This window comes from Pectinatus cerevisiiphilus (assembly GCF_004341685.1).
GTDB classification, from domain to species: domain Bacteria; phylum Bacillota; class Negativicutes; order Selenomonadales; family Selenomonadaceae; genus Pectinatus; species Pectinatus cerevisiiphilus.
Window position 1 is genome coordinate 18,106 of sequence record NZ_SMAA01000009.1, and the last position, 14,871, is coordinate 32,976.

At 38.6% G+C, this 14,871-nt stretch carries 14 protein-coding genes; 5 read left to right on the forward strand and 9 right to left on the reverse strand.

The window, feature by feature from the left end; genetic code table 11:
- Nucleotides 1-21 precede the first annotated feature (21 nt).
- The 8 genes from EDC37_RS07090 to ispE all read right to left on the reverse strand — a co-directional run bounded on the left by EDC37_RS07090 (nt 22) and on the right by ispE (nt 9,007).
- Nucleotides 22-1,260 carry a radical SAM family protein gene (locus EDC37_RS07090; protein ID WP_132549582.1) on the reverse strand — a complete coding sequence of 413 codons (1,239 nt, stop codon included), beginning with the start codon at nt 1,258-1,260 and terminating at the stop codon, nt 22-24.
- Nucleotides 1,253-1,870: an aminoacyl-tRNA hydrolase gene (gene pth / locus EDC37_RS07095; protein ID WP_132549585.1), complete on the reverse strand. Its 618-nt coding sequence runs from the start codon at nt 1,868-1,870 to the stop codon at nt 1,253-1,255. Before pth ends, EDC37_RS07090 begins: the two co-directional genes overlap by 8 nt.
- Before the next feature lie 50 nt (nt 1,871-1,920).
- Entirely contained in the window at nt 1,921-3,690 is a 1,770-nt protein-coding gene (locus EDC37_RS07100) for a GGDEF domain-containing phosphodiesterase (RefSeq protein WP_165874477.1), read from the reverse strand.
- A 221-nt stretch (nt 3,691-3,911) separates the two neighbouring features.
- Nucleotides 3,912-4,736 (reverse strand): undecaprenyl-diphosphate phosphatase, encoded by an 825-nt coding sequence (locus tag EDC37_RS07105; RefSeq protein WP_231040135.1) that lies wholly within the window; start codon nt 4,734-4,736, stop codon nt 3,912-3,914.
- A 109-nt stretch (nt 4,737-4,845) separates the two neighbouring features.
- Entirely contained in the window at nt 4,846-5,820 is a 975-nt protein-coding gene (locus EDC37_RS07110; RefSeq protein ID WP_132549591.1) for a ribose-phosphate diphosphokinase, read from the reverse strand.
- A 183-nt stretch (nt 5,821-6,003) separates the two neighbouring features.
- Complete coding sequence (gene glmU, locus EDC37_RS07115) at nt 6,004-7,374, reverse strand: bifunctional UDP-N-acetylglucosamine diphosphorylase/glucosamine-1-phosphate N-acetyltransferase GlmU (protein ID WP_269140954.1); 1,371 nt, start codon at nt 7,372-7,374, stop codon at nt 6,004-6,006.
- Nucleotides 7,371-8,126, reverse strand: coding sequence for a GntR family transcriptional regulator (locus EDC37_RS07120; protein WP_132549594.1), 756 nt, complete (start codon nt 8,124-8,126; stop codon nt 7,371-7,373). The genes glmU and EDC37_RS07120 overlap by 4 nt, the downstream gene beginning before the upstream one ends.
- A gap of 11 nt (nt 8,127-8,137) precedes the next feature.
- Nucleotides 8,138-9,007 carry a 4-(cytidine 5'-diphospho)-2-C-methyl-D-erythritol kinase gene (gene ispE / locus EDC37_RS07125; protein WP_132549597.1) on the reverse strand — a complete coding sequence of 290 codons (870 nt, stop codon included), beginning with the start codon at nt 9,005-9,007 and terminating at the stop codon, nt 8,138-8,140.
- Between the two features lie 707 nt (nt 9,008-9,714).
- Between ispE and EDC37_RS07130 the strand changes: the two genes are divergently transcribed.
- The 3 genes from EDC37_RS07130 (at nt 9,715) to EDC37_RS07140 (ending at nt 12,402) form a co-directional block, all read left to right on the forward strand.
- A complete protein-coding gene (locus EDC37_RS07130) occupies nt 9,715-11,391 on the forward strand; it encodes a heavy metal translocating P-type ATPase (protein ID WP_165874478.1) in 1,677 nt (558 codons plus the stop codon).
- A 74-nt stretch (nt 11,392-11,465) separates the two neighbouring features.
- Complete coding sequence (locus EDC37_RS07135; protein ID WP_132549603.1) at nt 11,466-11,678, forward strand: heavy-metal-associated domain-containing protein; 213 nt, start codon at nt 11,466-11,468, stop codon at nt 11,676-11,678.
- Between the two features lie 28 nt (nt 11,679-11,706).
- A complete protein-coding gene (locus EDC37_RS07140; protein ID WP_132549606.1) occupies nt 11,707-12,402 on the forward strand; it encodes a hypothetical protein in 696 nt (231 codons plus the stop codon).
- 106 nt (nt 12,403-12,508) lie between these two features.
- Here EDC37_RS07140 and dhaM read toward each other — a convergent pair whose 3' ends face one another.
- Nucleotides 12,509-12,898, reverse strand: a complete 390-nt coding sequence (gene dhaM, locus EDC37_RS07145; RefSeq protein ID WP_132549609.1) for a dihydroxyacetone kinase phosphoryl donor subunit DhaM — start codon at nt 12,896-12,898, stop codon at nt 12,509-12,511.
- A 274-nt stretch (nt 12,899-13,172) separates the two neighbouring features.
- Here dhaM and EDC37_RS07150 point away from each other — a divergent pair, with 274 nt between their 5' ends.
- Both EDC37_RS07150 and EDC37_RS07155 read left to right on the forward strand, forming a co-directional pair.
- Nucleotides 13,173-13,535 (forward strand): VOC family protein, encoded by a 363-nt coding sequence (locus tag EDC37_RS07150; protein WP_132549612.1) that lies wholly within the window; start codon nt 13,173-13,175, stop codon nt 13,533-13,535.
- A 52-nt stretch (nt 13,536-13,587) separates the two neighbouring features.
- Nucleotides 13,588-14,859: a hexokinase family protein gene (locus tag EDC37_RS07155; RefSeq protein ID WP_132549615.1), complete on the forward strand. Its 1,272-nt coding sequence runs from the start codon at nt 13,588-13,590 to the stop codon at nt 14,857-14,859.
- The last annotated feature ends 12 nt before the right edge of the window (nt 14,860-14,871 follow it).

Below are 14,871 nucleotides of genomic sequence, written 5' to 3' on the forward strand. Positions count from 1 at the left end.
GGACATTCTTCCACAAAATCATTATTCCTTTTGATAATGGCTGAAACTGCCAATAGAAATATCTGGAAATTCCCCTTTCAATCCACCAAAAAACATTTTTGTACCCAATGGTGGTGTAAACTGGGGCATAACTTTTGCAAATTCATCTGGATCTATATTTAAATTGCGCACTTGAATCATATCCACTGGCGCCATACGCAAGAATTTCCGCCATGCGGCTGACTCTGTTTTACTGTCATTAAAGCCCGGAAAATAAAGCATATTCAGGGAAATATAAACACCCTTGCGCTTGGCATATTGTATCGAAGCAATAACATCTGCCAATTCATAATTACAACGGTAATAGGCCTTATAATTTTCAGGCACCGCACTTATTATGCTCACACGCATACTATCAAGACCAGCATCCGCCAATCTTGCTATTCCTTCTGTAAAACCTGCATTTGTATTTATGTTTATCTGCCCTTTGTCTGTATGGGCTCTTATCATTTTTAAAGCCGGAACCAGATTATCAACCGCTAGGGAAGGTTCACCTTCACACCCTTGGCCAAAGCTTATGATCGCATCAGCTGCCCTGGAAAGATGATATGTACCAATTTGTGCTATAGTTTCCGGCGACGGGCTGAACTTTATCCTACTTTGCGGTGAAGGACAGCATTCTGCCGCTTGCAAAGATATACAACCAAGACATGCCGCATTACAAACAGGTGATACAGGAATACCTGCTTCCCATCTTCCGTAAAAAAGATTCTGTGCTGTACAACAATGCCATTGCAACGAACAATTTGCCAAATGATCTACAAGAATATTATCAGGCATGTCCTTTTTGACCCTATCAATCAGCATAGGTAAATTGTCTGTATTATAACGAGCTGGGTCCCATTTATCATTTTTATCTGTATAAACAGCAGCCGCATACATTTCGTCTTTATACAAGGCAACAGCTGTATAACCATATAAAGGCAGTACTTTCGCATTTTCGCTTTTCTGGAACGCGGGCATATAAAGCCTTGTGTATCCAGCAGGCAACAACGCTGCTACAGCCTGTCCCGAAATCGGCATGGTTTCGCCATTTTTCTGTCCTAACGGCATACGATCTGGCAAATACATAAGATCAGCACTTTCCGGCAGCGGCAATAAATCTTTAGTTCGCAATACCACGTTTTCATTGCCCGTTCTTCCCATAGCGCTTATCCCCGGTGCATCAAAGATCTCTCCCGCCTCGTCAGCATAAAGAAGTGTTATCTTTGCTTTATTCATTATTAGCTGCCTTTCCCGTCGCCAGTTTCGTCAATGCTTTTTTTGCTTTGCGTGGATTATATTTATTCATTGCCTTATCAACAGACTCTGTAATGATACATTCTACTGCCGGAATTAGAGTTTCAATAGCACTTTCGACAGCTTTCTGCGCATCAGCAGAAAACGGGGAAAGTACATGGTCATTTACTTTCCAGTTTGGCAAGGGTCGACCAATACCTATGCGGACATGGATAAATTCATTACTTTTTATACATGCTATTATTGACTTTATCCCATTATGTCCGCCAGAACTTCCTTTGACACGTATTCTGATCATCCCTGCTGGCAGATCCATATCATCATGCACAACAATAAGATCCGTTGGTTTTAATTTATACCAGTTCATCGCCGGTGCCACTGCGTTTCCACTCAAATTCATAAACGTTGACGGTTTCAACAAAAGCACCTTTTCCTGCCCGACCATTGTTTGTGCCGCACAGCCATTAAACTTTTCCTGCCAGTTATTAACTGCCAATTTTTTTGCTAACGCATCAACAAACATAAAACCAACATTATGTTTGGTCTTTTCATATTCTTTTCCTGGATTGCCAAGACCGGTAATTATTTTCATCGTGATATCCTCCTGTTAACCATTTTACCACTGCCATAAATTCACAAGCATCACGTTTTTACCAATAGCTGCTCCATCGATTCAGTAACATCAAAAATAGATATATAGAAAAAGCTGCACCGATGCAATTCAGCAACTGTAAACAGCCGTATTTTAAGCCAACATTTATTTTTATTTTTTCTTTTTAAAACTACTATCATATCCGCTGGCGTATTTTCCAACAAAACCTTTTTTATATTCTGCTTTATCTTTTCCCTATCGACATTGTCTAAAAGTTCAATTATATCAATGTCTGCATCCTGCCCCAGACCATTGTGCCGTATTATATACCCATATTCTTCATTTGCCTGTTGCAAATGGAGCTCATCATTTTTATAAGAATATATCGCCAAAGCTCCTATTATTTTTCCTAAGAGCTGGCTGCCTAGAACGTTTTCATGAAACAGTCCATCTATGTCTGTCGGCATATATTTTTCATCTGTTAAATACTTGCCCATCGGATAATCAATTATCTCTGATTTATCTATAAGTTTTTCAAAAGCCTTTTCTTCCATAGCCCGATAATAGAAAAATCCTTGTGCGTAGGTGCAGCCTATTTTGCGCAGGAAATCAACCTGTTCCTGTTTTTCTACCCCTTCCGTTATAATGAGCATATTAAGCCAGCGTCCCATATATACCACTGATTGAATGATATCCTTGCTCTTTTTATCTTCAGTTTCTAAAAAGCGCATATCTATTTTCAGTACGTTTGCCTTAATATCTTTTAGTATATTCAAAGATGAATAGCCGCTGCCAAAATCATCTATCTGGACGATAAATCCATAATCCATTAATCTTGCTGATAAATTAATTATTTCTTCAGTTTTATCAATATAAGCACTTTCCGTAATTTCCAATTCCAAGAAATGTGGGTCTATTTCATACTTTTCTACAAGTCTTGTCAAAAATGAATAAACATCCATATTAGTTATATCAGTACGGGAAATATTAACCGATAAAGGTACTACATTCGCACCCATTTCAATACGTTTTTTTAGCCAAATTACAGTTTCTTCCCATATATAACTGTCTAGTTTTTCAATAAAACCATTTTTTTCAAACAAGGGAATAAACACCCCTGGCATCACAATACCCTTACGCGGATGCAGCCAGCGGATAAGAACTTCCGCGCCAACTATTTTCCCATTATTCATATTGCATTTAGGTTGGAAATACAGTTTAAATTCACCATTACTCAACGCTTCCTCAGCAATACTCAGCAGAGCCTGCTCTTCCAACATTTTTTCTCTTATAGTGTCATCAAAAAGTGCCACATGCCGAAAATAATTACGCTTTATCGAGCGCAATGCCAAAATAGCCCAATCACACAAAAAACTAACGGCCGTATTCTCTTTGACACGACAGATGCCAACAGCCGGAACTATTTTCATTGGCACAGGAGCATTAGTGAAAATACTGAACACATTGTCCAGAAACTTTTGTTGTTGTTTATCCTGTAAACATACCGCAAATATGTCACCACCAATACGGCCGATGACAGCTTCGTCCGTCAGGCTTTCCTGCAAATAATGCGCTATGTACCATAGAATAAAGTCACCTGTTTCATTACCATACAAAGCATTAACAAAACTAAACTTTTCTATATCTATACAGATGATTATATAATCACCTGTTTTCTTATCTTGTAATAATTCTGCTGCTTTTTTATAAAAAGTCATCTTATTATAAATCTGCGTTAATGCATCATTGTCTCTATATGACTCCAATTTTTCTTTAAGTATTTTTATTTGTGCGTGAAAATCCGCAATTTCATCTGGCATCTTACATACTCCCTTCTCTTCAATGCTTTTACCGCATCCCTGCATAATTTTTTATCTTATCAGCGCAGTATTTATAATAACGAGCTTAACGCAGAAATAATACAAACTATTTTACACTTTTTCCAGTATAAACAACAACTATATTGTCTTACCAGCGGAAAAAAATAAAAGTTTCCATTTATCAGATGAAAACTTTTATTCTTCCTACATATCAAATCTATTTAGCCTAGCAAAAGGAAATATGCAAAAACAATAACACCTAATATTATTCTGTACCAGCCGAAAGCCTTAAAATCATTTTTCTTTATATATAGTAACAAGAATTTTATAGATGCAATAGAAACTAAGAAAGCAACAACCATACCTACAAGCAAAATAACGACTTCATCGGTAGAATAATTAAAACCAAACTTGACCATCTTTAGAAGACTGGCTCCAAACATAACTGGAATAGCCAGAAAGAAAGTGAACTCAGCAGCCACATATCTGGAGGTGCCAAGAATGATACCACCCAAGATAGTAGCGCCTGACCGTGATGTTCCTGGCACTAATGACAGGACTTGAAAAACACCTATAATAAAAGCTGTTTTATAATCCAATGTCTCTAGTGTATTTATACGCGGCTCCCTGCGTTTATTGTAATTTTCTACTACAATAAATAATACTCCATATAAAATCAATGTAAACGCGACTACATGGGCATTCATAAAATGCTCTTCCATATATTTATTGAAAAGTAACCCAATAACACATGCCGGAATACAGGCAATGACTACTTTTGACCATAAGCAAAAGGTCTGTCTTTTTTCAATTGCAGTCTTACTTGCAGCAAATGGATTAAGTTTTGTAAAATTCAATACAACTACTGCCATAATTGCACCCAATTGGATAACTACCAAAAACACATCCATAAACTTCTGATCCACTGCCATTTTTATAAACTCATTGACAAGGATCATATGACCTGTACTACTTACCGGCAGCCATTCGGTAAGGCCTTCAACAACCCCCATAAGAGCCGCTTCCATTATTATCACTAAATCCAAATATCGTGTCCTCCTAAAACGTCAATTTTAAGCTAACTGAAAAGCTCGTATCTGCTAGCTTAAAAAACTTGTATCTGCAAATTACTCCACACAATGCAGATTGATATAATTAAACCTTTGTCTGTACAGCATCAGCTATATCAAATAATTTACTTACTGAGGTCTGTGTATAAATGCGTGTAATAGCTTCTCCGATAGCCGGTGCCATCGACAAGGATATTATTTTACTGGAATGTTTATCTTTTGGTAGAGGAATGGTATTTGTAATCACTAATTCGTCTATAGGTGAATCATCAATGCGTTGAATGGCCGGATCACTTAAAATACCATGCGTACAACAAGCATGTATTGATTTCACACCGCGTGCCTTCAATGCCTTAGCCCCTTCACACAAAGAGCCGGCTGTGTCTACTATATCGTCAATAATCACAGCATTTTTATCTTTTACTTCACCTATCAGGCTCATTACTTCAGCCTTTCCAGGCATTGGCCGTCTTTTTTCAATGATAGCAATAGGTGCTTCTAAACGGTCTGCAAGACTGCGGGCACGTGTTACTCCGCCCAGATCCGGAGAAACGACTACTATATCTTGCAGATTTTTAGCGCTGATATATTTGGCCAAAATAGGAGCGGCAGCCAAATGGTCAACAGGAATATCAAAAAAGCCCTGAATCTGTCCTGCATGCAAATCAACGGTAACTACTCTATTTACACCGGCAGTAGTCATGAGATCAGCAACTAATTTAGCAGAAATGGGTTCACGCCCACGTGTTTTTCTATCTTGGCGGGCATATGCATAATATGGTACGACTGCTGTTATGTTACGGGCTGACGCTCTTTTGCAGGCATCAACCATTATAAGTAATTCCATAAGACTGTCATTCACAGGCTGGCTGGTAGGCTGAATAATGAATACATCCTTGCCACGGATACTTTCGCTGATCATCACCTGTGTTTCTCCATTGTTAAAATGCCCCACAAACGCATGACATAACTCCACACCAATATAATCTACTACCTCTTGTGCCAGCTGTGGATTAGCATTACCGGTAAGAATACATAGTTTGTCTGTGTCCAAAATCATCAATTTTCCTCCTGCATTATATATGCATAAATAAATTTTTATTATTAAAGATATATTTTTATATCTTAATAAACGAAAGTTTTCCGTTGTGACAAAATCTTACTCTCCATTAAATCAGCCTATATATTTTTTAAAATGAGTGCCAAGGTTTCAGCCAATTTATCAACCCTGTACTCACTCTTATCATTTATTTCTTTTATCCCGCCATTTGGCGATATTGGTCTGCCGTGCCCTGCCTACAGCTAATTCACCAGCGGGCACATCCTTCGTAATCGTGGAGCCTGCACCTATATAGGAATTTTCTCCCACTTTCACAGGTGCGACCAGATTAGAATTACAGCCGACAAAAGCATTATCTTCTATTGTTGTTCTATATTTTTTACTGCCATCGTAATTAACGGTGATACAACCACAGCCCATATTGACACCTGCTCCTACATCACTATCACCGATATAACTCAAATGGGGCAGCTTTGTTCCCTTGCCTACATTAGAATTTTTAACTTCAACAAAATTACCAATATGTGCTTTATCGGCGATTTTGGTATTCGGGCGTAAATGTACATATGGTCCCATTGTAACAGCTGTGCCGATCTCACATTCATGTGCGTAAGAAAAAGAAATTACTGATCTATCGCCTATAGTCGTGTCGCAAAAACGGCTGCACGGCCCTATTTCACACTCAGTACCAACGACAGAATTTCCCTGTATCCATGTAGACGGATAAATAATAGTGTCACGGCCAATCTTTACATCACTATCAATATATGTTGTATCAGGGTCCATGATAGTCACACCTGCGGCCATAAGCTGCCTATTTTTACGCTGATGTAGTATTTTTTCAGCTTGGGCAAGTTGTTCACGTGAATTTATCCCCAATGTTGCCTTATAATTTTCAGCAATAACTGCTGCCACTTTTTTGCCATCGGCATGAATTATTTCCAGTACATCAGGTAAATAGTATTCTCCTTGGGCATTGTCACGGCCAATTTTCCCCAAAGCTGCAAAAAGCTCGCCAGCATTAAAGCAATATATTCCTGTATTCACTTCAGTAACAGCTTTTTCCGAAATACTTGCATCTTTATGCTCAACTATCTTCTTAAATTCTCCACTGAAGGTTCTTATTATCCGACCATAGCCTGACGGGTCCGGCATAACAGCAGTCATTACAGAAGCATGTGCCTGTTCTTCTGTATGTTTTTCATAAAAATGGCGCAGAATATCAGCCGTAAGCAACGGTGTATCACCGCACAGAACCATCACTGTATCCTTCTTATCAATCATCGGTTCTGCCTGCAAAACAGCATGGCCGGTGCCAAGCTGTTCTTCTTGGATAACTACCTGTGCACCGTTTCCTATAACTTGCTGTACCTTTTCACGGCCAAACCCGATAACAATGACATTGTTCTTTGCCCCGGCTCCTTTTGCCGCATCAAGGACATGTTGCAGCATCGTTTTTCCGCCAACCCGATGCAGTACCTTCGGCAATGCCGATTTCATACGTGTTCCTTTACCAGCGGCCAGTATTATGGTAGAAAAATTTTCCGTACTCAACTATTTTCACTTTTCCCTTCTATATTTCCGTCATTTCCATCCTCATTTTCATCTTCAATTTCCATATTTTGCTTTATATCCTTCATGCTCTTCAATAGTGTCTGTTCTGATTTTTCCATATGTTTTTCTGCAGCCTTTTGAGCATCCGCAACATTTCCTTGTGCAATAGTATCAACTATCTGCCGATGCTCTTCCAATGTCTCCCGCAGACGTCCAGGATAAGACATAGATTTTGTGCGAAAACTCGTTAACTGTTCCCGCAAATTGGAGATTATACCAACCAACCGATTATTTCTGCTGGCTTTGTATAACAAATCATGGAATTTAGTATCAACTTCAACAATCTTATTCATATCATTTTCTTCAATATATTCACCGATTTGTACTAAGAGTCGTTGAAGTTCTTCAAGCTCATCTTCTGATATTCTCTCTGCCGCCAAACCACTTGCCAAAGAATCTAACGCTGTGCGTATTTCAAAAACTTCATTGACATCGCGGATGGATAAATTTGCCACATAAGTACCGCGGCGCGGCATCATGATCACATAACCTTCCAGCTCCAATTTTCTAATGGCTTCCCGCACCGGTGTGCGGCTGACACCAAGCTGTTCCGCCAAATGGATTTCCATAAGGCGCTGCCCCGGCTTTAATATCCCTGTCCTAATAGCATTCCTCAAAGTTTCAAAAACAACCTCACGCAATGGCTGGTAACTGTCCAGCTTTATCGGCATGAGTTTTTTATTGTTACCCATAATACTTCCCCCTACTTCCTTGCACTCGCAGGTACTGCCTCGTATACTTCCAGTTCTGCATAATCATTACGCATCCTGTCAGCAACCTTCCTGGCAACCTGTATATTTTCGCAAACAGCGAAAATACTCGGCCCGCTTCCTGACATCAACGCTGCCTTAGCACCATACCGGCAAAGTTTTTCTTTATATGCAGCCAGTTGGGGATATGCACCAATGGTTACACTTTCCAAAACATTCCCTAATGAACCACAAACCCCGTTAAGGTTTTTATCTTCCAGCTCTCGTAGCATCAATCTGTTATTCGGATGCTTTTTCACACGCTGTGCCTGATAATTCTTATATACCCACGCTGTAGAAACACCAAGCTGTGGTTTTATAAGAACAAAGGCACATCCCGCGGGCAATGAAGCCACCGGTGCCAGCTTTTCACCTCTGCCCTTAGCCAGCATCGTCCCTCCCCTTACACAAAAAGGGACATCCGACCCCAGCTTCGCTGCCAGAGTACAAAGTGTCTCCACCGATAGACCACACCCGAACAAATCATTCATGCCACACAATACAGCAGCCGCATCCGTGCTTCCGCCCGCAAGACCAGCTGCAACAGGAATATTTTTTTCCAAGGATATTTTTACGCCGCAATCTATATTATAGGTTCGCAAAAACAAATCAGCCGCTTTATAAATGAGGTTGTCTTTTTTATTTAATACTCCCTTTACAACACAATCAAGTATTATATCGCAAATATCTATTTTTTCAATTGTAAGTTTATCACTAAGGTTTATCGACTGCATGACCATCTCAACTTCATGATAGCCATCATCCCTTTTCCCAAGAACATCAAGCGTAAGATTGATTTTCCCGTTTGCCATAATTGTAATCAAAATTTCCCACTCATCTCATATAATAAAGTGTCTTTTTCAGGTAAAACTTTTCTATCATAAAAATTTCCCCTCACACCTGCGTAAAGCTCTATTAGCAATTATTAAAGAAAATACAATAAGATTGTAACAATTTTTTATTCAAACAGCAATAGTTTGCGTCTTTCTTCTTGACATTATTAGTAATAAATCGCATAATTGAGGTGAAATTAATAGTTTTATATATTAAATTTATTGTTCATAATTATATTAAATTTACAAATTCAATATAATTTTATCAGTGGTCTCGCTAAATTTTGTATTTACAATACATATTCGCAAATTTATCGAAACCACTGATTTTATTATCATCGAAGGAGTTATTCTTTATGTCCCTCCATCCCATCATACATACGAAGGCAAACAACAACGCCACAAAATATCCCCGTCTCATATTATCCACATCCATAATTGCCTCACTATTCCTACTTTACATTTATTTTGCGCCATTGGCAGGTGCTCCTTTACCTGCAATCATAAATCCACATTATGATCAATGTGCTTTTTTGACCGCCCGTTTCTTCATTATCATATTAATATTACTCATCAATTACCAATATTACATAAATAGCAGCAAAGGGCCTAATAACTTTTGGAATTATGACATATTGATCTGTGCCAGTACTATAATACTATTCTTCCTTAGTATCACTACGGCGGTTCCCATATTTATGGGTTCTAATCTTCCCACAAATGCTTTTTGGGGAGAAACAGCCGCTCTTATTATCACGTTCGCTGTTGCATTGAAAACTTATACACTGCATCTCCTGCAAAAATCAGCTGACTCTCTTGACCAGTTCGTCTCCCTTCCTGCTTTCACTACGGTTCTTGATCTTGATACCGACGAAGAAAAACAGCTTCCCTGCTCAGCCTTGCAAAAAGACGATATTGTCATAATAAAAGACAAGCAAATCATTCCTGCTGATGGAAATATTTTTTGGGGAAATGGTAGTATTGACGAATCCTGTCTTACAGGGAAAAAAGAGAAAGCAGATAAAGCCTCAGGTGACAAGGTTTTTATGGGAACAATCAATACCAAGGGAACATTCCATTATCGTGTATCAGCGTCACAGGATAATTCTGTATTTACCCAGCTTCTTAATATAAAAAACACTTCGACAACTGTAAACACCGCGACGGATCTGTTCGCGCTAAAAATATCAAAATACTTTACTATATTTACTTTACTTATGGCCGTTTGCACGCTTATTCTTTCTATTTATCTCCAAAAATCTCCTGCTTTCATTTTTTCCCTTTTGGCCGCTATTTTCGTGACCGGCCTGCTTCACTCTTTTATCAGTTGTACACGCATACAATTTTTAACAACACTCAATAAATTTGCCCGCGCTGGTATTTTTTTTAAAACCCCCGCCACAATTGAACAGGCCCGCCACATTGATACAGTCATTCTTGGTAAAACAGGAATACTAACAGAAGGACATCCCGTTGTTACCGCGCTCCAAGCAGAAGGTATAACGCCAAAAGTCCTTTTGGCACTGGCCGCAAGTGCAGAAAAAGATTTTGATGTTCCTTTAGCAAGGGCATTAGTCACCTCTTCTATAAAAAACCAAGCGCATTTACAACGTATTTCCTCAGCACAACTGCTAACCGGAAAAGGGGTTGAAGCTCTCATCAACGGTGATATCATTCGTGTGGGAAAAGCTTCATGGTTAGAAGACGAAGGTGTCAAAATCAGCAATGAGCTGCAAATGAAAGCATTCCAGATTGCCCAAGAAGGTGGTACACCTATTTTTATTGCTTTAAGAAAATATTGTCATGGTGTTTTAACACTGCTTGATCCTTTAAAATATCGTTGCAAAGCTGCGCTCGCACTTCTTCAGCACATGAAAATCAACACGATTCTTTTTACCAGCGATAATAAAAATACCGCCAAAACGATTGCCAAAGATTTGTCAATCGATCAATATAGAGCCGAGTTACTGCCCACTGATAAGGCACGGGAAATTGATTTGCTGCACACCCATGGACTTACCATTGCAGCCGTTGGCAATGCCGACAATGATTTACCTATGCTGCATGCGGCAGATATAGGTGTATATCTAAATAACGACATCCAAGCCAATGTTGTCACTGCGGCTGATGTTATCATCCCTGCCAACTCCCTGTATGAAGTAGGCGAAATGATCAGTTATTGCCAGTACATAATGAAAAAAATACACCGCAGTTTTTTATTTTCTGGACTCTGCTTATTTTTCATTCTCGTTGGTATCCTAATCTCTCCACTTTACTTTGCGCAAGCTGCCTTTCTTCCTATAGCAGCCGCTGTTTTAGCGGGAGGTTTAAGCTTTTTGCAGATTAACTTTTCCCACCACTCACGAAAATTCTAAACCATGTATTATTTGGCAATAAAAATTGGCAAAGGTTTACTGTATATTACAATTTATTTCAGGAGGTCCTTATCATGTTAAAAATGTATATTGATGGTATGAAAGATGAACATTGCGCTTCTCTTATCAGAGCTGCCTTAGGTGACCTTGAGGGAATGCATGAAATACGGGAAGTCAACTGCTACAAACATTATGCCCTTATCAGTTGCAATACCGATGAAAATATTTTGCGTGACGCAATCGAAAATGAAGGTTATAATGTAAGCAAAATAGAAAAATGCGACTAACAAAAATCTTAGCAAAAGGACTTCATCTATGAAAAAAACACTATTATTTCTTTTTTTTCTGCTTCTTTTCATGCCCCTTACCACACATGCTGAAATACGCCAAACAGAAAATGGTACAGTTACTGCCAGAGAAAGTGCCTTCACATATCTCCAGCCCGTATCTGCCAATGATACACAGCCTCCCGCAGAAAATAATAATACTGCCAACAAAAAAAACAGCTCCACCGTTAAACCAGAAAACCTATTTACTGTTTATGTAAAAACAACACGTTTTTATGATCGCCACAAAAATCATTTCCGCGAATTAGATGAACTTTCCCTTACTTCGCATAACCAAGGAACTGATTTACTGTTCGATAAAGATTTACCGCCCAAAATCGAATATACCAAAGACGGTATAACCCAAACGCTTCCCTTGAAAAAAATTTCCTACAACAACCAGTATTTTATATCTTTTAAAATCAAGCATGATTCGCTGACACCGCTTTATACTGCTGATAAAGTAGAGATTGTATTTCCGGTAATAACTAATGGCAGTCATATACGCCACGTTAAGGATAAAAAAACAGGTAAGGAAAAAACTTTTTATAGTAAACAATCTTTAAAAGAAGATTCTACAGTCATCGAAAAGCGTTATACACTACCACCTGAAATCATAAATGAATGGCAACAGGTCCTGACTGCCGACCTAGCTCCTGGTACTATAAAAGATACCCTGTCATAAAACCAAATGGTTAGTATATATTTTATTCATCTGGAAGGTTTAAAACAAAGCAAAAGGAATCATGCAGCAATATTATACTATTGTGTGCATGATTCCTTTTGTTTTATTATAATTTCGGCATATTTTTAACTTTTGCCGCCACTTCCAAAACTTTCTCCACGGGACTTCCCAATGATGCTTCCACTGCTGCTATGACTGCCCCTTCTAAAACAGGCGCATCTGCTACATAAATACCTTTCTTATTTAATTTTCTTTCATTTTTAATCATATCAGCACAAATTATCGCACTTCCCAAATCTACAAACAGGACTACCCCATCATCTTTATCTGCCGCTTCAATAGCAGCTTCTACTTTATCAAGGTCAATTCCCAGCCGCCCGTCTTCACTGCCACCCGCAGCAGTAATTGGCTGGCCAGGCTTTCCCATCTCAGCAGCAATTTCTCTAATTCCCTCCGCCGCTTTTAAGCTATGCGATACTATTACAATTCCTACCATTCATATCCATCCTCATTTTATAAAATATATGTACTGTTTATTGGGATTTTTTACGGTGATGATTCATCATTTGCTCATATATACAAAATAATCAATATTATTTTAAATGATTGATTTTTCTCCATTATACCACAGTCAGCCCTGATATAAAGTATATTTTTACTCTTAGCCTGCCATTATAAATACCTACAATAACCACAAAAGAGTAAAGTCATTGTTAATATATATTATATCTGATAAAATAATACATATATTACATTAGGGGGTAAATAAAATGAAATTCAAGTTTGTACATAACAATCTCAATGTTTTAGATTTAAAAAAATCAATGGCGTTTTACGAAAAGGCACTCGGTCTTAAAGAGGTTCACCGGAAAGAAACCCCAGATTTCACACTCGTGTATTTGAGTGATGGGCAAACTCCCCATGAATTAGAACTAACTTGGCTTAAAGCCCGTAAAGAAAAATATAATCTAGGTGACAATGAAGTACATTTGGCTTTTACAGTTGACGATTTTGCAGCAGCACATAAAATGCATGAAGAAATGGGCTGTATCTGCTACGAAAATAAAAAAATGGGCATTTATTTTATAAGTGACCCTGATGGCTATTGGTTGGAAGTTCTTCCCCAAAAATAATAACAAATTGATTCAACATAATTTAGTGGAAAATGGAAAAGAGAGCATCATAATGGAACACAGCTGTTTTGCACAAGCAATCAAAGAATTTAATGTACCAGCGGCTGCTTTATCACAAGTTGCTGCCTGTGTACGCTATGATATTGAACAAGGTCTTATCGATGGATTTAGTTCTCTAAAAATGCTTAAATCTTATATAGGCCTTCCTGCGGGGAACGAATCTGGTGAATACCTAGCCCTTGATTTTGGTGGTACCAATCTGCGCGCTGCTTTGGTACAGCTAAAAGGCAACGGCAATTTCAACATTCTGAAAAAAGTCGCCAAACCACTGAAATTTTCAGGTCTTTATGACTTCACCGGCCCAGATTCAACCAGCAGCGACTTATTTGACTTTATTGCTACTGTCATTGATGAGGCAATCGACGGTGATAGGAAGAAAAAATATTATTTAGGCCATACTTTTTCTTTCCCATCTAGCCAGACTAACATCTACAACGCAAAATTAATAACATGGACAAAAGAATTTGCTACCAAGGGTGTCGTTGGTGAAACAGTCAATGACCTGCTCAAACAGGCATTGGCAAGACAAGGTGTTGTCAATGTAGAACCTGTAGCTGTCATCAACGATACTGTTGCTGTATTGCTGGCCGCAGCCTACCAATCAACCAATACGTATATAGGCTCTATTTACGCAACAGGACATAATACATGCTATTTTGAAACTGATACCAGTAAAATAGAAAAACCAATGATAATAAATTTGGAAATAGGTGGCTTTAATAAACTATCTATCAACAAATATGATAAAAAATTGGACAGTGTCTCTGAACATCCCTATGAACAACGCTTGGAAAAAATGGTTTCAGGCCGTTATCTGGGGGAATTGTTCGCATTTTGTGTACAAGACATATTTAAACTGCCTGCAAAGCCGTCCTTTACCAGTGTAGACCTCTCTCATATTTTAGAAGATGCCGATCCCGGTCTTTCCTCTACCATTAAACTTTTTCATACACACACTGGCATCACTTTGACAAAAGATGATGCTGTTTCTCTACAAGAATTGGCAACCGCAATAATGAACCGGTCAGCTCGTCTTACCGCTGCAACTTACTGCGGAATTTTATGGCATATATTTCCCAAAGCTATCCCCGCCCACAAAATTTTCATTGATGGTTCTCTTTTTGAAAAAGTTCCCAGCGCAGCACGTAATATGCAACAAGCACTCAGTGAAGTGTTAGGTGAAAATGCTGCCAAGATCAGTCTAGAGCTGGAAAACGGCGGCTCAATTTTAGGTGCAGCCGTAGCAGCGGCTATGAGTAAATAAAATCAATGAGGT

What these genes read in the sequence shown, in the direction of transcription:
- EDC37_RS07090 (WP_132549582.1), bottom strand. Translation starts at nt 1,260, where the DNA reads ATGAATAAAGCAAAGATAACACTTCTTTATGCTGACGAGGCGGGAGAG.
- dhaM (WP_132549609.1), bottom strand. Translation starts at nt 12,898, where the DNA reads ATGGTAGGAATTGTAATAGTATCGCATAGCTTAAAAGCGGCGGAGGGA.
- EDC37_RS07130 (WP_165874478.1), top strand. Translation starts at nt 9,715, where the DNA reads ATGGGTTCTAATCTTCCCACAAATGCTTTTTGGGGAGAAACAGCCGCT.
- EDC37_RS07150 (WP_132549612.1), top strand. Translation starts at nt 13,173, where the DNA reads ATGAAATTCAAGTTTGTACATAACAATCTCAATGTTTTAGATTTAAAA.
- EDC37_RS07155 (WP_132549615.1), top strand. Translation starts at nt 13,588, where the DNA reads ATGGAACACAGCTGTTTTGCACAAGCAATCAAAGAATTTAATGTACCA.
- EDC37_RS07135 (WP_132549603.1), top strand. Translation starts at nt 11,466, where the DNA reads ATGTTAAAAATGTATATTGATGGTATGAAAGATGAACATTGCGCTTCT.
- pth (WP_132549585.1), bottom strand. Translation starts at nt 1,870, where the DNA reads ATGAAAATAATTACCGGTCTTGGCAATCCAGGAAAAGAATATGAAAAG.
- EDC37_RS07110 (WP_132549591.1), bottom strand. Translation starts at nt 5,820, where the DNA reads ATGATTTTGGACACAGACAAACTATGTATTCTTACCGGTAATGCTAAT.
- EDC37_RS07120 (WP_132549594.1), bottom strand. Translation starts at nt 8,126, where the DNA reads ATGGGTAACAATAAAAAACTCATGCCGATAAAGCTGGACAGTTACCAG.
- EDC37_RS07100 (WP_165874477.1), bottom strand. Translation starts at nt 3,690, where the DNA reads ATGCCAGATGAAATTGCGGATTTTCACGCACAAATAAAAATACTTAAA.
- EDC37_RS07140 (WP_132549606.1), top strand. Translation starts at nt 11,707, where the DNA reads ATGAAAAAAACACTATTATTTCTTTTTTTTCTGCTTCTTTTCATGCCC.